Consider the following 24,892-nt stretch of genomic DNA (forward strand, 5'->3'; position numbering starts at 1 on the left):
CTATACTTAATATCTAATATTAAGTTATTTAATCATGTTTGAATTTCTATCTCCTTCCTTTTAAATTTTACTAATATCCTACATTCTTATTTAGTCATAATCTTACATTCTTATATTAACACAGACACTACTTTAGAAAAATATGCAGGTAACTTCCTATTCATTTCAAGCATTTTATTTAAGAATAAGTTATTTTACTTAACATTTACAATCCCATTTTTTAATTCAACTAAAAATAAATTCAGTTTATTCAGTTCTATAAGATTAATCATCAAATAAACTAATGCATATCCATGTATTCTATTTCCTCCATTTATATCTAAATAAATTTCATTATACTTAATATTTATCATCAAATTTTTCTACAAACTTATCTACTAGATCTATTGAAGATGTATTAAATTCAATGTCAATTCCGTGATGATCTACAAGTAATACCCAACGTCTAATTTTATCTCTAAACCTTTTCGTTCGTAAACCATCTGGTGTTTCTGGATAAATTCCTTTTTTGTACATTTCAACACATTTCTTTCTAAATTTAAAACTGTAACGCACAAAAATACCCTCCTTACTGGTTTGTCCAGTAAAGAGGGTACATATCATAATTTCTTTTTTATTATTTTCGTAATAATAATAGCTTGTCACGTCATTTTTTAAATTTTTTTCTTTTATAGTTTCAATCCTTATTCTACTGGATATACATTCGTACGTCCTGAAATAAATGATGGTTTTAGAATCGATATTTCGTTTCAATCCTTATTCTACTGGATATACATTCGTACAAAGAAAATCAAGGAGGTAGTTAAAAATGAAAATTCGTTTCAATCCTTATTCTACTGGATATACATTCGTACGAAACTACAGTAGGATTATATAACTACTGGAATAAGTTTCAATCCTTATTCTACTGGATATACATTCGTACCTCCTAATCTTATTTCTTCCATTAAAGGTATTAATAGTTTCAATCCTTATTCTACTGGATATACATTCGTACACCAATGTTGGCAACTAACTATATAAATGTTAGTGATGTTTCAATCCTTATTCTACTGGATATACATTCGTACCCAAAGATGTCTTACATAACAAGACACTTTTCTTCAAGTTTCAATCCTTATTCTACTGGATATACATTCGTACAGAAATGAAAAAATTAGCAAACTTATACGTATTAGCGTTTCAATCCTTATTCTACTGGATATACATTCGTACAAAATCTCTTATTAGCTTTACCATTAGGAGTAGTTTGTTTCAATCCTTATTCTACTGGATATACATTCGTACATCTACAATAATATTTTCTATTACTGTAACGTCTGTTTCAATCCTTATTCTACTGGATATACATTCGTACTTAGGAACGAAAAAAATTAAAACAGCTATTGAAACGATGTTTCAATCCTTATTCTACTGGATATACATTCGTACACTAAAATTCTTTAGCTATTGTATTTACTTAATTTTAACATATTATTTTTTTATTTACAACTAAATATCACTTTAATACGAGGAGCATTTTTATTGTTTATTTATTCAAAAAAACAATAATATGTTAAATACCAAAAATGACATTTCCTTGAATTTTCAAGTTTTCTATATATTATTTATCTTATTTTAATCCTTTTCTAATACAATTATAAGTAAAGAAAATATAAAACGAGAAGCTATATATATTTATCCTTATTACCACCATCCCGTTAATCCTCCCACAAAACTTTTTACTGCACTTACAGCACTTGAAACTGCACTTGCTGCACTAGATAGAATTTTACCTGCAAAATTTACAGATCCTTTTGCAACGCTTTTAACAGTCTCTACCCCACTTTCAATTGTATTTACAGCACTTTTATATATAGTCGTGGCAACTTTAGTTGCTCCCTCATAAATTTTTTCTGTAACCTTTGAACTTACCATAGAAGCAACAGCACCTATAACAACTGATGCAACAGCTGAAACAACATTGCTTTTTATTACAATACCTCCAAGAAGTCTAATTACACCACCAGTTCCAATTTTTTTCTTTATATATGAAGACACAAACTTAAAAGTTTCTATTGCAGCATATGAAGAAGTTATTTGCTTACCTATATTATTTATACCTTTAAACAAACTTATCTCTCCAGTTCCAATTTTATAGCAATTATTTACTATCCCTAAACTTGAACTTGCTATAACACCTATAGATGTATCTGTTAAATAATTCGCAACAGTTCCTGTAATATATTGATTTTCAACACTAACTTTTAATGCCGCAGCAATAGAAGTAGTTACAGCAACATTTGCACCAGTAATAACAGCATTTTCAACCATTTGATTTACATCTGTTTCTTTACCTTCTATCTTATCTTTTAAAACTGTAAATCCCATACTTAATCCCATACTTGTAAGACTTGCTGTAATAGTTTGTCTAGCTACTTGTTTCCCTAAAGTATAAATATTTACATCATTTTTAAAATTATTGGACAATCCGTTTAATTTACCTTCTTGTACTTGTTTTTGTAATTCTTTTAATTCCGTTTTACTAAATTCTTTACCAACTATCCCATCATGTGATATACTAGCTTTTATAGTTTTATTTGGTATTGCTCTTCTTACTTCTTCTAATTGTTCTTTAGGAACTATTATTTGTTGATTTCTATAGTCACCAGATTTAATCATTTTTATTGTATCATTTGCTGTAGCTCCATATTTAACTTGATAATGCTGTACAATCCTACCGCTACCATTTTTAACAACAAGATCATATCCATTTTTAGTATATGTTTGTCCAGGTTTTAATGGTGGTACTGATGCTACAAAATCTTTACCTGCTACTCTAGCATTTAAATTAAATGAATTTACATGTTTTTGTTCTGCAATAAATCCATCTAAGTTAGGATTTTGATTTATTAATCCACTTTTTGTATGTACTACGGTATTAATATCTTGATTTCCACTTTTTATAGTATCTGAGATATTATTAATATATGAATTCATATGATCTAAAGAAGCTGAATTTGAAACTATATTCAATGTATTATTAAAATCTTCTTTTTCTTTTTCAGAACTAAATTCATTATTATTATAGTAATCTTTACCTATTTCAGTAAAAATATATGAATTATATTTACTATTAAAATCAACAACTTCATTTAATTCTTTTTTTACTTCTTCTTTACTCATATCTGTTTTTTCGTATGATTCAATAATATCTGCAGCTAAAACACTTTCATATGATTTACCTTTTAATTCTTCTTTTGTAATTTTCTCATATACTTCTATTTGTCTTTTATTTCCTAGCTCAATTTCTTCTATAATTTTATTTATTTCTTCATCAGTTTTATTTGGTAATTCATCTTTTAACAATTCAAATAATGTTTTATTTTCTTTATTATCTAAAAACTTTCTAATTAGAGCCTTTATTTTATCTCTTTCCCTTATTTTTATTAATCCAAACATTTTATTTACCACCTAAACTTGCATCTTTAAATCCAAATTTCTTATTATTATCTCTTATTGTTTTAATAATATCTTTGAAGTTTTCCCCTATTCCTTTTATTTCTTTAACTGCATTTTCTAAATCATTTGTTTCTACTTCTATTTTATTATCAATAAAACATTTTTCAATTGCAATTTTAACTACTGCTTCTAAATCTGCTCCGCTGTATTCTTTCGTTAATTCCGCTATTTTTGTTAAGTCTATCTTATCTGTAATTTTTTTTCTTTTTTTCAAATGAATTTCAAGTATTTTCTTTCTTTCATCTATAGAAGGTAAATCTACATAAAATATTTCATCAAATCTACCTTTCCTTAAAAATTCTGGAGGTAATTTTGAAATATCATTTGCTGTAGCAACTATAAATACACTACTTTTTTTCTCTTGCATCCAAGTTAAAAATTGACCAAATAATCTTGTTGTAACTTCATTTGCTGAACTATCAGCTCCAATACCAGAAAATGCTTTTTCAATTTCATCAATCCATAAAACACATGGTGAAATTGCTTCTGCAAGTTTTAATGCTTCTCTCATATTTTGTTCTGATTCCCCTACATATTTACCTAATAATTTACCTACATCTAATCTAATTAATGGCATTCTAAATAATTCTGAGGTAGCTTTTGCACTTAAACTTTTACCACATCCAGGAAGTCCCGCTATTAATACACCCCTTGGTAAATCTACACCAAATTTTTTAGCTTTACCTAAATCTCTAAATATTTTTTCTTTATCTTTTAACCAATTTTTTAAATTTGATAATCCACCAATATTTTCAATATTTTCATCATTTACAATTAATTCAAGAAGTCCTCTTTTCTTTATTAATTGTTCTTTTGTTTTAAGAATAAGATAAATGCTATCAATGTCAATAGTTCCTTTTTTTTGATAGGCCCGATTTAAAATTTGTGTAATTTGTATTCTATTTAATCCTTTAAATAAAGTAATTAAATCATAGAATAGCTTTTCTTCAATTTTTTGATCATAATCTTCAATAAATTTATTTAAAATTTCTTCTATTTCTTTTTCTTTTGGAAGTGGTATATCTAATACTGTAATATACTCATTTAATTCTGAAGGTACATTTAATTTACTTGAAACTATTATTATTGTTGAGGCATACCCTTCAATTTCTGAGTTTCTATAAATTATTTGTTTTAATCTTGAAATTACTTCAACATCATTTAAATTATCATGTACATCTTTTAAAATAATAATATTCTTTGATTCATATCCATAATCACCAATGTTCTTTAAAAAATCAATAAGTGTTGTTTCATTTTCTACTACTCTAGTATAATGATCTACTACACCTATTCCATTTACAAATTCAACAATATTTTTCTCTAATTTTGTTTTTTCAATTAATTCATCTACATATTTAAAATCAAAATGATTTATATATATTATTGGAAATAAAGCTTCTACATATGATTTTAACAATTCTTCAATATTTTCTTTTTTTATTTTATTCCCCATTTTATACCTCCAAATATATTATTTTAGAAAATGCGCTAATTGTTCTATATTCTAATCCATTAAAATATGTTGGATTAAATATTAAATCTTTATTTAAATATGTTCTAGAATTTTCATTTTCTCTTATTTCTACACCTTCACTAATGAATAAAACTAATATTTTTTTGTCAGTTAAATCATCCCAAATATTATTCGTATTTTTTTTATATTCTTTAACTTCAGGAATATTTTCTTTTATTTTAAAATCTGAACCTATTATACTTTTAATCTTATTAAATATCTTTTCATCTTCAAACCAAGTAATTTTTTCTCTTATTTTTTCCTCAGCTAACATAAAAATTAATGCTAAATTTTTCTTATTCTCTAAAATCTTATTTAATAAATCCATTTGACTTATTTCTAATATATTCAAAAAATCATTTGACAATATCTGAGCATATGCTTTTATTTTACTTAATTTTGTTTCTTTTACTAAATTTTCTTCTATTTTTTTATACTCATTTATATGATTTTTTATAAGTTCTTTTTTATCTCTTTTTTTTGTTAAAAAATCCATAGATCTTTTATCATAAAAATGTATCGTGAGTATCTCATCAATATATTTATCATCAAGACTTATTTCAAAAATTCTTATTAATTTTTTTGCAATTTTCTCATCATCTGTATCTTTTATCTTATTTATTTCTTCTAAAATATCTTCATGCTCTCTAACTTTCAACCATCTATGTAATTTTTTTGAATGGTAATATTCCAACAAATCTGTTAAATAGAAATTTTCCTTTAACATTTCTAGATTTGAAACAAATACATTTGAAAGTTTTAAATCAAATTTTATTTCTTTTGCCATAAAATCTCCCTTATTAATCTTCTAATACTTCTCCAAATAAACTATTAAAAAAATCTTCTTCATCTTTTTTTCTTTCTTTCATACCATTAACATGTTCATATAATTGGTCTATAATTAATGAAATTGCTTTTTCAATTTCTACTCTTTCTACTATTTGATACTTTGATAAATTTTTATGATTACCATTTACAATCATTTTTTGATCTTTTATTATTGAATATTTTTTCTTATCCAAATTTAATAATATTTCTAAAAAATTTTTTTTACTAATATTTTTTTCTACCTTTTTTTCATTATCATTATTTATTTTAGTTTTATCTTCATTTTTATTCTTTAATTTTTTTTCTATGATTTCTTTTTTTAACTTTTCACCTATAGTATAAATATATAACCTATTATCTTTAAATTCAACATTTCCTATAGGTGAATTTAAACTTTCTTTTCCTAAAATATCTTCAATTATCGGTAATGCCTTATCATTTAAATATTCATAACTACTAAATAACAATAACCAATCTACCTCTTCTTTTTTTATCATTCCTTTTTTTATTAATCTACTAAAATCTTTTTCTTCTAAAATGTATTTTTCAAGTTTTATATATAATTCATCAAATGTCATTTATATTATTCCTCCATTTTAATTTTATTCATTAATTAAATCTCCGAATATATCTGAAATTATAGCTTCATCACTTTCTTTTTGGTTTTTAAGTTTATCAAAAAATACATCCAATTCTTCTATTATATTTTCAATTATTTCCTTAACTATTTCTAAATTTTCGATTTTAAAAACATAAATATATCCAGTGTAATTCCGATAATTAAGCCTAAAATCTTGACTCATATTTTTTATTCTAGAATATTTATAGAATTGATTTATAGTCTTTTCATATTCTTTATCAAAAATTTTTGTTAAAAATATTGCATTAAAGTCTTTTTCATCATCTTCATAATTAAAATTTCTTTTTGCATTTTCTATAAAATCATTTATAATATTTCTAGAAATACCATTAAAATATAAAAAATTATCTTTAAAAAAAATATCAATAAAAATATAGTTCTCAAAAAAATTGTCTAAGTCTTTAATTTCTAATTCTTTACTTTTTTCTAAAATTTCTTTTAAAAAGCATTTATTTTCAATTTCTGCATACAAACAGTTTAAAAAAAACCAATCTACAATTTCTTTTTTTAATATAGCTTTCTTTAATTTAGTTGAAAATTCTTCATGACTAACATAATATTCTTTTAATTGATCATACAATCTTTTATCCATTATTTTTACACTCCTAAATAACATATTCACTAAAAGTATACCACAATATTTCTAAGTGTAAATACCTTTTATACATTTTTTTACTTTTTTAACAAAAAACAACACCTTCCAGTGTTGTTCTTATCCCCCTAAATATGCTTTCTTTATTACTGGATTATCAATTAACTCTAAGCCTTTACCTTCAAGTACTATTTCACCTGTTTCTATTACATATGCTCTATCAGATATCTCAAGTGACATCTTAGCATTTTGTTCAACAAGTAATATAGTTACATTTTCTTCTTTGTTTATTCTTTTTATTATTTCAAAAATCTCTTTTACAAGTAATGGTGCAAGTCCCATTGAAGGTTCATCTAATAATAAAAGTTTTGGTTTAGACATTAATGCTCTTGCCATAGCAAGCATTTGCTGTTCTCCTCCACTCATAGTCCCAGATAACTGATTTTTTCTTTCTCTAAGTCTAGGAAAAAGATTAAACATTTTTTCTAAACTTTCTTTTAATTCAGCCTTAGGTCTTGTAAAAGCTCCCATTTCTAAATTTTCTAAAACTGTAAGTTCTGTAAAAATTCTTCTTCCCTCAGGTACATGAGCCATACCTTTTGATACTAATTTATGCGCTTTTACATTAGAAATATTCTCTCCAAATAGTACTATTTCTCCTGATTTCACTTTTAAAAGGTTAGAGATGGCATTAAGAGTTGTACTTTTTCCAGCACCATTAGCCCCTATAAATGAAACAATTTCTCCTTTATCTATATAAAAAGAGACATCTTTAATTGCATGTATTTTATCATAAAACACATCAATATTATTTACTTCTAATACTTTCATCTTAATCTCCTAAATAAGCTTTAATTACTTCTTTATTATTTTGTATTTCGCTTGGTTTTCCACTTGCAATAACTTCTCCAAAATTTAATACATAAATTCTTTCACAAATTCCCATTACAAGTTCCATATCATGTTCAATCAATAATACTGAAATATTAAATTCATTTTTTATTTTTTCTATTATTTTCATTAATTCTTGTGTTTCATTAGGATTCATTCCTGCTGCTGGCTCGTCAAGTAGTAATAATTTGGGTGAACACGCAAGTGCTCTTGCGATTTCAAGTTTTCTTTGATTACCATAAGATAATGAATCTGCTCTATGTTCAGCTATTTCATCTAATTCAAAAATCTTAAGTATTGATTTTGCTTTTTCTATTGTTTCATATTCATAATCTCTAAATTTTTTAGTTCTAAACATAGCATCAATTGTAGAATAATCTTTCTTTTGATCTAGAGATATTCTAATATTATCAAGTACTGTTAGTTGTTTAAAAAGTCTAATATTTTGAAAAGTTCTAGCCATTCCTAATGCAACTATTTTATGTGTTTTCATAAAAGAAATATTTTCTCCATTTAAGAAAATTTCACCTTCACTTGGCTGATAAACTCCTGTAAGCAAGTTAAAAAATGAAGTTTTACCAGCACCATTAGGTCCTATTAAACCAATTAATTCTCCATTATTAATTTCTACATTTACTCCTTTAACTGCTGTTAATCCACCAAATCTTAATGTTAAAACTTTAGTCTCTAGTAATTTCATTTTATCACCTTCTGTTTAATATCTTTTAGCCATTTTAAGAAAGCAGGTATAGTAAATTCATTTGTTCCTAAAATTCCATCTTTTTTAAATATCATTAAACTAATTAATATTATTGAATAAACTAAAAATCTATATTCTGATACTTGTCTTAATACTTCATTTAATAATGTTAAAAATGTTGCTGAAACTACAGCTCCTGTTATACTTCCAAGTCCTCCAAGAACAACCATTACTAATATTTCAATTGAAAATACAAAGTTAAATTTGTCTGGAGTTAAACTTCCAAGGTTATGTGCAAATAGTGCTCCTCCAATACCTGCAAAAAAAGCTGATAATGTAAATCCATAAACCTTTGCTTTATTAATATTAACTCCCATATTTTCAGCAGCTATCTCATTTTCTCTAATAGATAATAGTTGTCTTCCTTTTTTAGATATTAATATCATTATCATTAATACTGAAGAAACTATAACTATTAAAAATACATATTTAAAACTAACTATATCAGGTATTCCATTTAATCCTGCAGCTCCTCCCAAAAATTCAATATTCTGTATAATATATTTAACTATTTCTCCAAATGCCAAAGTAATTATTGCTAAATAGTCTCCTCTTAATCTAAATGTAGTCATAGAAACTAATGCTCCAAAAAATCCAGCAATTATTGCTCCAAATACACATACTATTACTAAATGTAATAGTGAAGGCAAGTTATATGAATAAAGATATTTTGAAAATATTGCCGAAGAATATGCACCTATAGATATAAATCCAGCATGTCCTAAGTTTAATTCTCCCATTACTCCTGTTGTAATATTTATACTTAATGCAAATAAGATATATATTAATACATTAATATATATACTTGCTTTATAACTAAATATTCCATCACCTATTATAGAATATTCAAGTATTGCATAAGTAAATAACAACATTAAAAAACCTATAATATAGTTTTGTTTATTTAATTTTAAAGTATTTTTCTTTTCCATATTATACCTTTTCCTTTCTATTCTTACCAAATAATCCATTAGGTTTGAATAATAGGATAATGATTAATAGTATAAATACTATAGGATTAGCCCATGTAGATGAGATATATCCTTTAACATATGTTTCAAGTAATCCCATTACATAACCACCAACCATAGCTCCAGGTATATTTCCTATACCTCCAAATACTGCAGCTATGAATGCTTTAAGTCCAGGAAGTAATCCCATATATGGATCTATTCTTGGATAAGTTAGAGCATACATTACTCCTCCTAATGCACCAAGTGCAGAACCTATAGCAAATGTAAGTGAAATAGTAAAATCTGTATCTATTCCCATTAATTTTGCTGCTGAAATATCTTGTGATACTGCTCTAGTTGCTTTACCTAAGTTAGTATATTTTATAAATACGTGTAATAATAACATGCATAATAAAGTAACTGTTATTACAAAGAAACTTAAATTACTTACACTAATTCCTAGTATAGTAATATATTCTGAACTTGATAAATATGTTGGTATAAATTCAGATTTTATAATTTTAGGAGCTGCTCCAAAATATATTAAAGCCAAACTTTCAAGTAAAAAACTTAACCCTATTGCTGTTATTAATACATTCATACGTGATGCATCTCTTAAAGGTCTATACGCTAATCTTTCCATTATTATTCCTAAAATAGCACAAAAAACTATTGATATAACTAAAGCAGTTGTTAATCCAAATCCTCTATTAACTGCCATAAAACTAATATATGCACCTATCATAAGTATATCCCCATGAGCAAAGTTAATCAACTTAACTATTCCATAAACCATGGTATAACCTAGTGCTATCAATGCATAAATACTACCTGTTTGTAGTCCATTTATCGTTTGATCTATTAAATTTTTAAACATCTTTTCTCCTTAAAAAATTGTGCTCCTAGGAGCACAATCTTAAAATTTTTCTTTTAATACTAATTTACCATTTTCTATTGTTAAGAAAGATACAACTTTCTTAGGATTTCTATTTGCATCAAATTCTAATTTTCCTGTAACTAATTCTACATTTACTTTATTTAATGCCTCTTTCACTGCTTCGTGATTTTTAACATCTTCAACTGATTTTAATGCTTCTACAAGAATTGTAGCTGCATCATATCCTAAAGATGTAAATAAATTAGGCTCCTTACCATATTTCTCTTTAAATTTAGAAACAAATGCTGTATTTAATTCAGAACTATCATTAATATCAAATTGACTTGTAAATATTGCTCCTTCAGCAACATCAACGAAATCTGTTTGTATTCCATCCCATCCATCAGCTCCAAAGAATTTAATATCTAATCCTAATTCTTTTGCTTGAGAAAGTATTAATCCAACAGTGTTATAATAATCTGGTACTAAAACTGCATCAAATCCTGAATTTTTAATATTTGTTAATAATGATTTGAAATCTTTATCATCTTTAGTATATTTTTGCTCTTCAAATTTTAAATTAACTTCACTTGCAACTTCTTTAAATCTATTAGCAACACCAACTGAATAATCACTAGATGTATTAGTTAATAAGGCTACATTTGCAAATCCTGATTTTTGAATATATTTAGCTAAAACTTCTCCTTGGAAAGGATCTGTAAATGTTGCTCTAAATACATAATCTTTATTTTCTGTAATGTCAAATCTTGTCCCTGCAGGTGTAATCATAGGAATTTTTGCTTTTTGTGCAATTTCTGCAATAGCAAATGTATTTGCTGATATAGCTTCCCCTAAAATTGCATCAACATTATCAACAGATATCATCTTCTTAATTATATTTACTGCTTCTTGTAAATCACCTTTAGTATCTTCAACTACTAATTCTACTTTCTTACCATTAATTCCGCCTTCATTATTTATTTGATCAATTTTAAATTCAATTCCTTCTTTTATTGCAACTCCATATTGAGATATATCTCCAGTTAAAGGTTCAGGAACACCAATTTTAATAATAGACTCAGCTCCTCCTTTCACATCAACTTCTGCTTTATTACCACAACTAAACAACATGAAAAGTGTTAAAACTGATAATATTACTTTTTTCATTACTGATTCCTCCTTCATTTTTTAATAAAATTATTATATCATATTATTAATAATATGCCAAATATATATATTTAATAGTAAATATAAATTTGATAAATGCATTTATCAAAAAAAAACAAGGCTTAAGCCTTGTTTAATATCCTGCATAATAAAATGCATATTCTTTTCCCACAGTAGTATCTTCACCATGACCAGGATATATTACTGTTTCTTTTTCTAATTTTAATATTTTACCTATAGACTTCCACATATCTTCAGAACTACCAGTAGGTAAATCTATTCTTCCATAACTATTTTTAAACATAGTATCTCCAGAAATTAATATTTTTTCTTCTGGATTATGGAAACAAATTCCACCACTAGTATGTCCTGGCGTGTGTATAATTTCAAATTTATCTACATTATCTCCCTCTTTTAGGGTTTTAATATTAGCTTTTTCTAAAGAAGGGGTTAGATAACTTTGATTAGTTTGTGCCCATAAAAGCAATGATAATTTATCATTAAATAAAAATTCTTTTTCTGTTTCATAAATATATACATCAACATTTTTGTATTCTAATATTTTAGGCAAACCTAAAATATGATCAAAATGTCCATGAGTTAAAAGTATAGCAGTTAAATTTAAATTATTTTCCTTAATATAGCTTAAAACTCTATCCATATCTTTTGAACCAGGATCTACAATATATGTATTATTTCCACTTCTAATTACATATGTATTACTTGTATAATCATAATTTTCAAATCTTATTACTTCCATAATAACCTCTTATTTATCTTTAATATGTATATCTAATTGATTAAATGGTATTGAAATACCTTCTTCATCAAATCTTTTCTTAACTTGTTCTAGAATATAGAATTTAGTTATCATATAGTTTTCAGGTAAAACATATACATTAGTTACAAAATTAATTGATGAAGCTGCAAGTTCGCCAAGACCTATAATAGGACTATCATCCTTACCTTTTAATACATATTCACAATCATTTACTATTTGTACTAATATTTCTTTTACTTTTGCTAAATCAGAACCATAATCTACACCTATTATTAAATCAAGTCTTCTTCTATTTTGTGCTGTTATATTCTTTATTTCATTTGTTATTAAAAGCCCGTTAGGTACTATTACAGTTTCATTTTGAAAATTTACAAGTCTTGTATAAAATATTTCTATTTTTCTAACTGTTCCTATATATTGGTCATATTGTATTATATCTCCAACTTTAAAAGGTTTAAATACTAAAACTATTATTCCTCCAAATATATTTTGTATTATTTCTTTAAAAGCAAATCCTACTACTACTGACATAGCCCCAATAATTGCAAATACTGATGTAAAATTAAACCCAAGTAACCCTATAATCACATATATTAAACATATGTGTATACAGACTTTTAAGAAAGACTTCAAGAAACTTCTAAGGCCCTTATCATTCATTTTAGAAAAAAGTATTCTATCTAATATTTTAATGATTAAATTTGATATTTTTCTATAAAAGATTATTATTATCAATCCCACTAAGAATTGTAAAAAATGTGTTTCTAACCATTTTAATAAGAAAGATATATCAAATAGTTTCTTTAAATATATACTTACATTTACCATTAATTTATCCTCCTACATTATTTTAATAAATCATTTAATCCCTCAGTAAATACAGGGTGAGCATAGATTAAATCTCTTAAAACTTGATACTTGATTTTTTGATCTATAGCAAGTGCTAATAAATTAATAGTTTCATGTGCTTTATAATTTATCATAAATGCACCAATAATTTCATCATTTTCATTGATTAAAACTTTAGAAAACCCATCTGTTTCACCTATTACATGTGCTTTAGGAATAGAAGTTGTTGGAAGTTTTTTTACTATAAAATTAATTCCTAATTCTTTAGCTTGTTTTTCACTTAATCCTACTTGTGCATAACTTGGATCAATAAATAAGACTTTAGGTACATTTCTTCCATCTTTAAGACTTCTACCATTTTCACCTAATAATCTTGGTAAAACTATTCTACTATCATCTAATGAAACAGATGTAAACATTTCTCCGCCTTTTACATCTCCAACTGCATATATATTAGGAACTGTAGTTTCTAAATATTCATTTACAATTATTTCTCCTCTTTCAGCAACTTTAATATCAGTATTTTCTAAACCTAATCCTTCTGTATTTGGTACTCTACCAATCGATACTAAAATATTATCAAAAATTTCTGTTTTAATTTCACCATTTTTTTCAAATTTTACTTCTATCTTATCATTTATTTCATTAAATTCTAAAACCTTAGATTCAAATATAAAATTTAATCCTTGTTCCATTAATATATTTAATATTGTTTCAGATACATCATCATCTTCCCTAGGCATAAACTTATCTCCACCTTCAAAGACAGTTACTATAGAACCAAAATTATTGAAATAACTTGCAAATTCAAGACCTATGAATCCTCCACCTATTATAGCTAATTTTTCTGGTAATACTTCAAGTTCTAAAGCACTATCACTAGTTAATACCTTATTACTTTCTATACCTTTAATATTAGGAATTCTTGTTTTAGAACCTGTATTTATAACAATATTTTTGGCCTTAATTATTTCTCCATTAACCATTACTTCATTATTAGAAATAAATTTAGCTTCTCCATTATATATATCAACATTATCATTATTATTTAGCAAATTAAAATTAGCTGTATTTAATTTTTTAACCATCTTTCTTTTTTCTGTTAATGAATTCTGATATATTATATTATCAAAATCATAATCTCTATCTACACCTAACGCACCTATTTCAACTAAAATTTTAGATCTATGAACCATAGCTTTAGTTGGAAGACATCCAATATTTATACATGTACCTCCATACATTTTAGCTTCTCTTTCTACTATCGCTACTTTTTTCCCCATTTTAGCAAAGGTTCCTGCTAAGGTTTTTCCACCTTTTCCCCATCCTATCACTAATAAATCATACATTTTTTTTCCTCCTATACATTAAATCTGAAGAACATTACATCTCCATCTTTAACTACATATTCTTTTCCTTCAAGTCTCATTGCACCTTTTTCTTTACTTCCTGCCCACCCTTTATATTCAACGAATTTATCATATGCAACAACTTCTGCTCTAATAAATCCTCTTTCAATATCAGAATGTATTTCACTTGCAGCTTTAGGAGCAAGTGTTCCTTGTTCTATAGTCCATGCTCTAACTTCTTGTTCTCCTGCAGTAAAATATGATATTAATCCAAGTAATTTAAATCCTGCTCTAATAAATCTATTTAAGCTAGGTTCTTTTATTCCTAAACTTTCAATAAATTCATTTCTTTCATCTTCATCTTCAATTTCAATTAATTCTGATTCAACTTTTGCTGAGAAAGAAACACATTCTGCTTTTACACTTTCAGCATATTCTCTTACTTTTCTCATATGTTCATTTTCTGTTCCATTTACTAAATCTTCTTCAGAAATATTTAATCCAAACATCATAGGTTTTAATGTTAAGAATTGATATGTTCTTATAGCATTTAATTCTTCTTCACTAAATTCATAAGTTGATAACATTTTATACTCTTCAAGTACAGTTTTACATTTTTCTAAAGTCTCAACTAAGAATTTTGCATCTTTATTAGTTCTTGCAAGTTTAGCATTTTTAACTATTGCTTTTTCTACAGTATCTATATCTGCAAGTATTAACTCACTATTAATTATTTCTATATCTCTTATTGGATCTACGCTTCCTTCAACGTGGATGATATTCTCATCTTCAAAACATCTTACTACTTGACATATAGCCTTAGTATTTCTAATGTTACTTAAAAATTGGTTTCCTAAACCTTCTCCTCCTGAAGCTCCTTTAACTAATCCTGCAATATCGACAAATTCTACAGATGCTCCTAATACTCTTTTAGGATTTACAAATTTTGCTATTTCATCTAATCTTTGATCTGGCACTGAAACTATACCTACATTTGGTTCTATAGTTGCAAATGGATAATTTGCTGCTTCTGCATTCTGAGTTTTTGTTATTGCATTAAATAAAGTTGATTTACCTACATTTGGTAATCCTACTATTCCTATTCCTATCATTTAATTTTTCTCCTTAATCATTTTTAAAACATTTACTATCTTAACTTTTTCTTCTTTTTTTGCCCTTGAAATATATAATATATCATATATAGGTATTAACACTTTTTTGAAATAATCATATATATTTCCAACACAATTATTAATATTTATATTTAAATTTTTAAAATTTTTACCTATTGCATCAGATACTAACAAATTAAATACTTCCTCACCTACTGTAACTATATATTTAGGATTTACATACATTATTTCTGTAATTAACACATCTAATAATTCTTCAGTAGTATTAGAATTAAATCTAATATATTCTTTATCTAATTTATATAATGAAGTAATATATATATTTTCAATATCTATACCTACATATTTTAATATATTTTCTAAAACTTTCCCACTATCACTTTCTAGAATGTTTCCATTTTCTAATGCTTTAGTTTCTATATCAGGTAAAATCAACATAATATCTGAGTTTCTATTCCCTTGACCAAGCATTATCTCTCCAGTACCTTTATAGTTTTTGAATACTTCTAATGTTCTAACTCTATATTCTAATTCTTTCCACATACTGCCCCCTAAATTTCAAATACAGATGTAACTTCTTCACCAGATATTTCTACATCTATTTCTTTATATTCTTTTTTTATATTATGCATAGCTAGAGAAGGCATATTATTTTCATCGCTTAAATGCATTAAATATATTTTTTTTAGTTTATCAGTATAACTATTTCTTAATAACTTTAGGCAGTCTTGATTACTTAAATGACCAAATTTACCTTTAATTCTATTTTTTATATCCCACGGATAAGATCCTGTCATCAATAAATCAAAATCATAATTACTTTCTATAGCAATTACATCAGCATTTTGACACTGTAATTCCATCATTTTAGTAACATAGCCTGCATCTGTTATATATACAAATTTCTTATTATTCTCAATAAATGAATATCCTAAACAATGAACTGCATCATGAGTTAAATCGAAATTTACTATACTCGCATTATTTATATATACTTCTCTATCTTTAAGTAAAATTATTCTATCTTCATCATATTTACCAATTTTATCTTTAATTACATTATATGAATCCTCATGTATATATACTAAAGCATTAGTCTTTCTTAAAAGTGGACCTAAAGATTTAACATGATCTATGTGTTCATGTGTAATGAATACTGCATATATATCTTCTAATTTCTCATTAATACTTGCAAGTTTTTCAACTATTTTTTTCAAGCTAAATCCTACATCTACCAGTAGTTTTACTCCTCCTACTTCAATAAAAGTAGAATTACCACTACTACTACTTCCTAAAATAGCTACTTTCATTATTTAGTCTCCGTAATTTCTGTTGCACTATTATATATCTTATTTGTTGAATAACAATATGTTAGTCCTAATAAAATTAGGACTATTATTAATTTCCTAAATATTTTTACCAACATAAATCATCCTCGTCAAATTCATCTTCTTCAAAATCAGAATTTTTTGAAATACTTTTTCTTATTACAGCTTTTACTCCCTTTGGATAGTGTGCTATTATCTCTAATGGACCTCTTTTAACTTCTATATATCCAAGACCTGCAATAACAAAATCTTCATTTTCTTCTACAACAAATTTTTCTTCAATAAATTCATTTGCAAAATATTTATTATAGTTTTCTTCATCTAAAAATTTAAAATATCCATTAGATGAAAGTTCTTTAGCTTTATCAATATTCGTAATATGGAACTTCACTTCTCTTGAAGCATAAGCTGATATTATTGCACTAGCTTTACCTTCAGGTATACCTGTAACTTCAAAATATGCTAAGTTTTCAAACATAAATACTTGTTTTTCTTTTAATCTATATGTTTTTCTTGAAATTTCACCACTAGGAACTAACTTATATGATAAATCTGAATTTAACAGGTCCGATAATCTTCCTTCAGGTATTAGTCCTGGAGTATCAATTATAGTTAACATATATTCTTTTGTTTTTTTCTTATTTTTTATCATTTTCTTAGTAGTACCAGAAAATTTAGAAACTGTACTTACATTTTTCTCAAGTAATAGATTAATTAAGTTAGATTTACCAACATTTGATACACCTATTACAGCTATTTTAATATTACTATCCATATTTTTTTTCAAAATATTTTTGGCTATGTATTGTATTTTTCTAAAAATTCCATTTACACCATATTTATTTTTAGAAGATATATATGCTATATCTTCTGGATATATATTATTTTCAGTAAAATAGTATTTTACCCATTTAGATACTTCTGCTACATGTATATATCCCGGCAATAAATCCATCTTATTAATTACAGCAAGTATAGTTTTATCTTCTAGTAAATCTATTATCTCTGTAGTAAAAGATGATTCAAAATCTATAATATCAAATATAGGCATTACTATATCTGCCTCTTTTATAGCTTTTTTTACTTCAATTTGATAACTTAATTTATCTTCTTCTTTTTCAAGATTTTCTCCATAATGCTTTAATCTAAAACATCTTTTACAAACTATTTCATCACTAGAAATTAGTTTTTCATGAGGAACATATCCATCAATTTTTGGATCTTCTGATTGTAGAATTAGACCACAACCTTTACACTTTTTTTCCATTCTCTCTCCTATTTTTTAGTTGCAAAAGGATGTGACTTCATATATGCATCCTTAAGTGTATTTTTACTTATATGAGTATAAAACTGTGTAGTTGCAATACTACTATGTCCAAGTAGTTCTTGTACAAATCTAATATCTACACCTTGATTTAGTAATTCTGTTGCAAAGCTATGTCTAAATATATGAGGAGTTACCTCTTTATTTATTCTCGCTTTTGCTGAGTAATTTGTAATTAATCTTCTAAGTGATCTAGAATCTAACTTATTACCATCCTTATTTACAAATAATACATCTTTAGTGTAATTCTTATACTCTTTCTTTTTTCTTTCTATATATTCAGTAATATACTTTTGAGCATTGTTACTAAAGAAAGATATTCTTTCTTTATTCCCTTTACCTATTACCCTTACTTCCATATTTTTTAAATCTATAGTATATTCTGTTAAATCTAGTAATTCCATAGAACGAAGTCCACTAGAATAGAGCAATTCTATTATTGCTCTATCTCTAAGTCCAGTTATTTTCTCTAATTTAATCACTTCTCTTAATTTATCTATATCTTCTCTAGTTAAAAAATTAGGTAAGGGTTTTTCAAACTTTGGTGTTGAAATATATATAGCCTTATTCTCTACAATATAGTCATTTTCAAGTAAATATTTAAAAAATGTTCTTATAGCAGATAATTTTCTATTTATACTTCTCTTATTTACCTCAAGCTCCATATTTAAATAGGCAATAAAAGATCTAAAAGTAAATATTTCTACTTTATTAAAATCTTCTATACCTTCATTATTCTTTAAATATTCTATAAATTGTTCTAAATCTTTTTTGTATGATTTAACTGTATTAAAACTTTTATTTAAAACAACTTCTTGATAATACAAGAATTTTTCTAATAATTTATCCATAGATACCTCTATTTCTTTTTAGTTGTTGTTTTTTTAGCAGTTTTTGTTGTTTTAGTTTTTTTAGTTGTAGTTTTCTTTGTTGTAGTTCTTTTTGTTGTAGTTTTTTTTGTTGTTTTTTTAATTTCTCCATCAAGTTTTGGAATTTTTTTAATATTTTCACATTCTGGATAACCACTACATGCTAAGAATTTTCCAAATCTACCTTGTTTAATAGTAAATTCTCTACCACATTTTTCACATTTACCAGCTAGTTCTAATATTTTATCATTTTCATTATCTAATTTATCAAAATATTCTTTTAATTTATATACTCCATTTTCTGGTTTTAAAGTACCTTTTTTAATCTTAGCTTTTAAATCTTTTGTTAATGTTCTTCTTAAATTATCATTTGCATAGTCTTCACTTTCAAGGTATTCTCCAAATCTTCCAACTTTTAATAGATATTGTTTTCCATTTGGGGTAATCATGTCTGTTTTCATACCTTTTTTAATTTCCATTAATTCCATAACTTTATCTTTAATTTGTACTACTTCATTTTTTAAATCTTCTTCTGTAAGTTCAATTCCTTGTATTGAAATCTTATCTTTATTATCTAACTCACATACTATATATTTACCAAAACTTCCACTTTTTAGTACCATTTTACCATTTCCATTACTGCATTCCATATCAGTATATATTACTTTGTTTTTTAATTCATCTACCTTTTGTTTATACTTATCCATTTCATTAGTAAGATGGTTATAGAATTCTTTAAGAAGATCTACCCATAATGTTTTACCAGTTGCCACATCATCAAGTTTTCCTTCCATACCTGCAGTAAATTTAACATTCATTATATGTTTAAAATTATTCTCCAGTAATGTTTTAACTTCTTTACCAAATACTGTTGGTATTAATCTCTTCTCAACAATTTCTACATAATTTTTTTCTTTAATTGCGTCAATAATACTTGCATAAGTTGATGGTCTTCCTATACCTAAACTTTCGAGTTTTTTAATTAATGTTGCCTCAGAATATCTTGCAGGTGGTTTAGTATCACCTGTTTTAGTTAATATTTCATCTATAGGATATTCTACGTTTTCATTTAATTCAGGGAAATCTCCAGTTTGTATCATATCTTCACTCTTAAATACTTTATAGTACCCATCAAATGTTATTTTATTGATATTTCCTTTAAAGATATATTCATCTTTAGATGCACTTATTTGCATTTGATCGTATTTAACATTAGCAAATTGTGAAACTAAGAATCTATCCCATATTAATTTATATAGCTTATATTCATCGTTACTTAAATATTGTTGTAAATATTCAGGAGTAAGATTTATATCAGTAGGTCTAATACCTTCATGGGCATCTTGTATATTCTTATTTCCTGGAACAAAATAATTTCCAACATATTCTTTACCATAGTTTATCTCTATATATTTTTTAGCTTCAAATTTTGCTTCATCTGATATTCTAATAGAGTCAGTTCTCATATATGTAATTAACCCTTTACTTTCTCCCCCTATATTTAATCCTTCATATAGGCTTTGTGCAATTCTCATAGTTTTAGTAGCATTAAAACCTAAATATGATGAAGCTAATTGTTGTAAAGTACTTGTTTTAAATACTACAGGTGGTTTTTGAGATTTTTTTGAGATTTTAATTTCATCTATCATTACTTTAGAATTATCTAAATCTTTCATAGCTTTCTTAAATACTTTCTCATCAAATATTTTCTCAATTTTTTCTTCACCTATTTGACTTAAATTTAATTTAATTACCTTATTAATTAATATATCTATTTCAAAATATTTTTGAGAAACAAAATTCTTTATTTCCTCTTCTAAATCACATACTAATTTTAAAGCTACTGATTGTACTCTTCCTGCAGATGCATTTCTACCCACTATTGGCCATAATAATGGTGAAATTTTATACCCCACTAATCTATCTAAAAGTCTTCTTGCTTGTTGTGAGTTTACTAAATTTGTATTTATGTCTCTTGGATGTCTTATTGCATTAGAAATTGCTGTTTTTGTTATTTCATTAAATTCAATTCTTTTTACTTTTGAGTCTTGTTTGATATAGTTTGAGATATGCCAAGCTATAGCTTCCCCTTCTCTATCCAAATCGGATGCTAGAAAAACTTTATTAGCTAATTTAGATTTTTCTTTTAATTTTTCAAGAATTTCTTTTTTCCCTTTTATTATCTTATATTCAGGTTTAAAATCATTTTCTATGTCTATTCCTATAGTATTTTTAGGTAAATCAATACAATGTCCTACTGATGCTAGAACCTCATAATTTGAACCTAATATTTTTTCTATTGTTTTTGCCTTGGATGGCGACTCTACTATTACTAAATTCTTAGCCATTTTTCACCTCTTCATTTATATCATCTTTATTCATAACAAGCTTTGCTATACTATTTTTCAAAATATAGTTACAACCTAAATATCTATTCCCATACGAAGTACTTGCAAAGATTTCTTTACCCATATCACTCATAAGTTTTGATAATATCATTGCCCTTGATTTTGCAACACTTTCTGGGATATATAGATAATCACTAATGCCTGCAAGTAGACTTGTAGATTTTAAAATATTACTCGTTTTTCTTTCATCTTCAAAAGGAGATAATGAAATAAGAATATCTCTATCCAAGTCATAGTATTTAGGTATATATTTAAAATCTCTTGAATTAATATATATCATATTATTATTTCTACACATAAACATCTTTTGTATATATTTATCAGCATCTGTTTCAGTAACTAAACTTAAAGAAATATTATCATTTATTTCTAATACTTCATTTAATATTTTTTTTGTATTATCTATTAGATCATAATTAGAACTAAATGCTAATATTTTTTCTAAATTATTAATATCTATCTTTGATTTTAAATAAATGTATGGAAAGATAAATCCAGATTGTATAAGTCTTTTAGGATATATTTCATCCTTAAACGATACTATCTTTACATTTTCTTCCATACATTTATCTATAAAATATCTGTCATCAAGTTTTGATGCACTTATTAATTTTTCTAAAATATTTTTATCTAAATCATATTTTTTAAAATCTTCTATAGCATGAGAGATATCATCATATCTTTTCATAATCTCAGTGCATATATTAGATTTTAAAGTTTTACTCAAATTAATCCACCCCATAATATCTACCTACTTAAATACTGTATTGTTTTAGCAACGTTAGGATTAGTCCCACCAGCATTTAGATATTTTTTTAAATATTTTATTGCATTTTGTTTATCTCCCTTTCCTCTATAAGAAAGACCTAAACCAAGCATTGAATTTAAATGTCCTGGCTCAGCAGATAAAACTCTTTGATACTGTTTTATAGCTGTATCATATTTTCCAATTAATCTAGCACCTAATGCAGAGTTATATACTGTTCTTACATCTTTTGATTTAAGCCCTAAATTCATAGCTCTTTCATATAATCCACTCTTCATATATATTTTAGATAAAGTATATATATTTTCTGGATTTCCACTAGCTAATACTTCTTTTTCTACATTTACATATTCTTGATATTTTGATGCATCATTTAATACATCTCCTGGGAATGCAAAAGTCCCATCAGAAACACCCTCTTCAGCTGTTTCACCTTCTGTAGCTTCTTCTGTTGTAAAGTTAATTTCACCTGTGTTATTAAATATTCTATCAGCTAAATTTCCTGATTCTGATTTAATTTTTTTCTCAATTACAGATAGTAGATTTTGTAATGAACTTTTATCTTCTTCTGAAATTTCTGTTTGTGCAAGTTCTTTACCTTTTTGTAAAGCTTCTTGATATTGACCTTTTTGTAATAAAAGATCAATTTTTTGTAACTCTTCTAAAAAATCTCCTTTAAGAAATAAAGGGATAATTAGTAAAGCAAAAAATATTTTCTTCATATTTTCACCTCTTAATATTCTAAGCTCTTAGCAGTTCTAGGGAATGCTAATACATCTCTAATATTTGCAATACCAGTAATATACATTAACATTCTTTCAAAACCTAATCCATATCCTGAATGTGGGAATGAACCAAATCTTCTTAAGTCTAAGTACCATGAATAATCTTCAATGTTTAATCCTTTTTCATTCATTACATTTACTAATTTATCATAGTCATCTTCTCTTTGGCTTCCTCCAACTATTTCTCCTATTCCTGGTGCTAATAAGTCCATAGCTCTTACAGTTTTACCATCTTCATTAAGTTTCATATAGAATGCTTTAATATCTTTAGGATAATCAGTAACGAATACTGGTTTTTTAAATACATTTTCTGCTAAATATCTTTCATGTTCAGTTTTTAAGTCCATACCCCATTCAACAGGTATAGAGAATTCTTCTTTTGAATTTTTAAGAATTTCAATAGCTTCAGTATATGTAACACGACCAAATTCATTATTAACAATATTATTTAATTTATCAATTAATCCTTTTTCTATCCATGTATTGAAAAATTCCATTTCAAGTGGTGCATTTTCCATTACATATTTAATAATATATTTAATCATTTGTTCAGCTATATCCATATTTGTTTCTAAGTTTGCAAATGCAATTTCAGGTTCTATCATCCAAAATTCTGCAGCGTGTCTTGTAGTATATGATTCTTCTGCTCTAAATGTAGGACCAAAAGTATATGTATTATGGAATGCAGAAGCAAATGCCTCAACATGTAATTGTCCAGTAACAGTTAAGAATGAAGGTTTACCAAAAAAGTCTTGTTTATAATCAATTTTGTTTTCTTCATCTCTTGGTACATTGTTTAAGTCAAGTGTTGTAACTTGGAACATTTCACCAGCACCTTCAGCATCTGTTCCTGTAAATATTGGAGTTTGTACGTAAACAAAGTTTTTCTCCATAAAGAATTTATGTATTGCATATGCAAGTAATGATCTAACTCTAAATACAGCATTAAAAGTATTAGTTCTAGGTCTTAAATGTGCTATAGTTCTTAAGAAATCCATACCATGTCTCTTATTTTGTAATGGATTTGATATATCAGCTTTGTTATACACAGAAATATTATCTACTTTAATTTCATAACTTTGACCTTTTCCTTCTGATTTAACAACAGTACCTTGAACTGATATTGAAGAGTAAATTGATAATTTTGATATTTCATCAAAATTTGATAAATTTTCATCAAATACTAATTGTATTCCTTGAAAATATGTCCCATCATTAAATTCAATAAATCCAAAGTTTTTTTGTGCTCTAATTTTTTTTACCCATCCATCTAGTTTAACTATTTTATTTAAATGTTGCTCAATATTTAATTGTAATTCTCTTAATTCCATTACAAGCCTCCTGTATTTTGTTTCTATCTTTTATTATACACCATTTATAAAGTATTTTCAATAAATATAATTGAAAAAAGAGGGATTAACCCTCTATATATCATTGTGTTTTATTCAAAATGGCGACCTTGGAAGGACTCGAACCTTCGACCCTCTGATTAACAGTCAGATGCTCTAACCGACTGAGCTACAAAGTCATGATTTAAAAAAAGTTTGGCAACTACCTATCTTCCCTATTACTAAG

The 24,892-nt window shown here is 25.8% G+C and carries 24 protein-coding genes, 1 tRNA gene and 1 CRISPR repeat array; all 25 genes read right to left on the bottom strand.

Going from position 1 to position 24,892, the window contains the following annotated elements:
* Positions 1–194: 194 nt before the first annotated feature.
* Positions 195–353 (bottom strand): hypothetical protein, encoded by a 159-nt coding sequence (locus GM111_RS06570; RefSeq protein ID WP_156300319.1) that lies wholly within the window; start codon positions 351–353, stop codon positions 195–197.
* Entirely contained in the window at positions 340–555 is a 216-nt protein-coding gene (locus GM111_RS06575; RefSeq protein WP_156300320.1) for a hypothetical protein, read from the bottom strand. The genes GM111_RS06570 and GM111_RS06575 overlap by 14 nt, the downstream gene beginning before the upstream one ends.
* Before the next feature lie 118 nt (positions 556–673).
* A CRISPR array of direct repeats spans positions 674–1,431; the repeat unit is 36 nt; unit sequence GTTTCAATCCTTATTCTACTGGATATACATTCGTAC.
* A gap of 255 nt (positions 1,432–1,686) precedes the next feature.
* Positions 1,687–3,441, bottom strand: a complete 1,755-nt coding sequence (locus GM111_RS06580) for a hypothetical protein (protein WP_156300321.1) — start codon at positions 3,439–3,441, stop codon at positions 1,687–1,689.
* A 1-nt stretch (position 3,442) separates the two neighbouring features.
* The gene (locus tag GM111_RS06585) at positions 3,443–4,957 is read right to left on the bottom strand and encodes an AAA family ATPase (RefSeq protein WP_197034517.1); all 1,515 of its coding nucleotides are present in this window, start codon (positions 4,955–4,957) and stop codon (positions 3,443–3,445) included.
* 1 nt (position 4,958) lies between these two features.
* Entirely contained in the window at positions 4,959–5,804 is an 846-nt protein-coding gene (locus GM111_RS06590) for a hypothetical protein (RefSeq protein WP_156300322.1), read from the bottom strand.
* A gap of 13 nt (positions 5,805–5,817) precedes the next feature.
* Positions 5,818–6,423 (bottom strand): hypothetical protein, encoded by a 606-nt coding sequence (locus GM111_RS06595; protein ID WP_156300323.1) that lies wholly within the window; start codon positions 6,421–6,423, stop codon positions 5,818–5,820.
* Between the two features lie 24 nt (positions 6,424–6,447).
* Positions 6,448–7,077 carry a hypothetical protein gene (locus tag GM111_RS06600; RefSeq protein WP_156300324.1) on the bottom strand — a complete coding sequence of 210 codons (630 nt, stop codon included), beginning with the start codon at positions 7,075–7,077 and terminating at the stop codon, positions 6,448–6,450.
* Between the two features lie 120 nt (positions 7,078–7,197).
* A complete protein-coding gene (locus GM111_RS06605) occupies positions 7,198–7,908 on the bottom strand; it encodes an ABC transporter ATP-binding protein (protein WP_156300325.1) in 711 nt (236 codons plus the stop codon).
* Between the two features lies 1 nt (position 7,909).
* Positions 7,910–8,668: an ABC transporter ATP-binding protein gene (locus tag GM111_RS06610; protein ID WP_156300326.1), complete on the bottom strand. Its 759-nt coding sequence runs from the start codon at positions 8,666–8,668 to the stop codon at positions 7,910–7,912.
* Entirely contained in the window at positions 8,665–9,660 is a 996-nt protein-coding gene (locus tag GM111_RS06615) for a branched-chain amino acid ABC transporter permease (RefSeq protein WP_156300327.1), read from the bottom strand. Before GM111_RS06615 ends, GM111_RS06610 begins: the two co-directional genes overlap by 4 nt.
* A gap of 1 nt (position 9,661) precedes the next feature.
* Positions 9,662–10,558, bottom strand: a complete 897-nt coding sequence (locus GM111_RS06620; RefSeq protein WP_156300328.1) for a branched-chain amino acid ABC transporter permease — start codon at positions 10,556–10,558, stop codon at positions 9,662–9,664.
* Between the two features lie 39 nt (positions 10,559–10,597).
* Complete coding sequence (locus GM111_RS06625) at positions 10,598–11,725, bottom strand: ABC transporter substrate-binding protein (RefSeq protein WP_156300329.1); 1,128 nt, start codon at positions 11,723–11,725, stop codon at positions 10,598–10,600.
* Between the two features lie 133 nt (positions 11,726–11,858).
* Positions 11,859–12,485, bottom strand: a complete 627-nt coding sequence (locus GM111_RS06630; RefSeq protein WP_156300330.1) for an MBL fold metallo-hydrolase — start codon at positions 12,483–12,485, stop codon at positions 11,859–11,861.
* A gap of 9 nt (positions 12,486–12,494) precedes the next feature.
* Positions 12,495–13,334 (bottom strand): mechanosensitive ion channel family protein, encoded by an 840-nt coding sequence (locus GM111_RS06635; protein WP_156300331.1) that lies wholly within the window; start codon positions 13,332–13,334, stop codon positions 12,495–12,497.
* 17 nt (positions 13,335–13,351) lie between these two features.
* Positions 13,352–14,704 (bottom strand): dihydrolipoyl dehydrogenase family protein, encoded by a 1,353-nt coding sequence (locus GM111_RS06640; protein ID WP_156300332.1) that lies wholly within the window; start codon positions 14,702–14,704, stop codon positions 13,352–13,354.
* A gap of 11 nt (positions 14,705–14,715) precedes the next feature.
* Complete coding sequence (gene ychF, locus GM111_RS06645; RefSeq protein WP_156300333.1) at positions 14,716–15,816, bottom strand: redox-regulated ATPase YchF; 1,101 nt, start codon at positions 15,814–15,816, stop codon at positions 14,716–14,718.
* Entirely contained in the window at positions 15,817–16,380 is a 564-nt protein-coding gene (locus GM111_RS06650) for a uracil-DNA glycosylase family protein (RefSeq protein ID WP_156300334.1), read from the bottom strand. It abuts the gene before it with no gap.
* Positions 16,381–16,388: 8 nt separating this feature from the next.
* Positions 16,389–17,147, bottom strand: coding sequence for an MBL fold metallo-hydrolase (locus GM111_RS06655; protein ID WP_156300335.1), 759 nt, complete (start codon positions 17,145–17,147; stop codon positions 16,389–16,391).
* A 106-nt stretch (positions 17,148–17,253) separates the two neighbouring features.
* Entirely contained in the window at positions 17,254–18,432 is a 1,179-nt protein-coding gene (locus GM111_RS06660) for a GTP-binding protein (RefSeq protein WP_156300336.1), read from the bottom strand.
* Between the two features lie 8 nt (positions 18,433–18,440).
* Positions 18,441–19,340 carry a site-specific tyrosine recombinase/integron integrase gene (gene xerA / locus GM111_RS06665; RefSeq protein WP_156300337.1) on the bottom strand — a complete coding sequence of 300 codons (900 nt, stop codon included), beginning with the start codon at positions 19,338–19,340 and terminating at the stop codon, positions 18,441–18,443.
* Positions 19,341–19,348: 8 nt separating this feature from the next.
* Positions 19,349–21,706, bottom strand: a complete 2,358-nt coding sequence (gene topA, locus GM111_RS06670; RefSeq protein WP_156300338.1) for a type I DNA topoisomerase — start codon at positions 21,704–21,706, stop codon at positions 19,349–19,351.
* Positions 21,699–22,493 carry a hypothetical protein gene (locus GM111_RS06675; protein ID WP_156300339.1) on the bottom strand — a complete coding sequence of 265 codons (795 nt, stop codon included), beginning with the start codon at positions 22,491–22,493 and terminating at the stop codon, positions 21,699–21,701. The genes topA and GM111_RS06675 overlap by 8 nt, the downstream gene beginning before the upstream one ends.
* Positions 22,494–22,513: 20 nt before the next feature.
* A complete protein-coding gene (locus tag GM111_RS06680) occupies positions 22,514–23,254 on the bottom strand; it encodes a tetratricopeptide repeat protein (protein ID WP_156300340.1) in 741 nt (246 codons plus the stop codon).
* 11 nt (positions 23,255–23,265) lie between these two features.
* Complete coding sequence (gene asnS, locus GM111_RS06685; RefSeq protein WP_156300341.1) at positions 23,266–24,648, bottom strand: asparagine--tRNA ligase; 1,383 nt, start codon at positions 24,646–24,648, stop codon at positions 23,266–23,268.
* 120 nt (positions 24,649–24,768) lie between these two features.
* Positions 24,769–24,845, bottom strand: a tRNA-Asn gene (locus GM111_RS06690).
* Positions 24,846–24,892: the final 47 nt, after the last annotated feature.

Origin of the sequence: Streptobacillus canis (genome assembly GCF_009733925.1) — a bacterium.
GTDB lineage: Bacteria > Fusobacteriota > Fusobacteriia > Fusobacteriales > Leptotrichiaceae > Streptobacillus > Streptobacillus canis.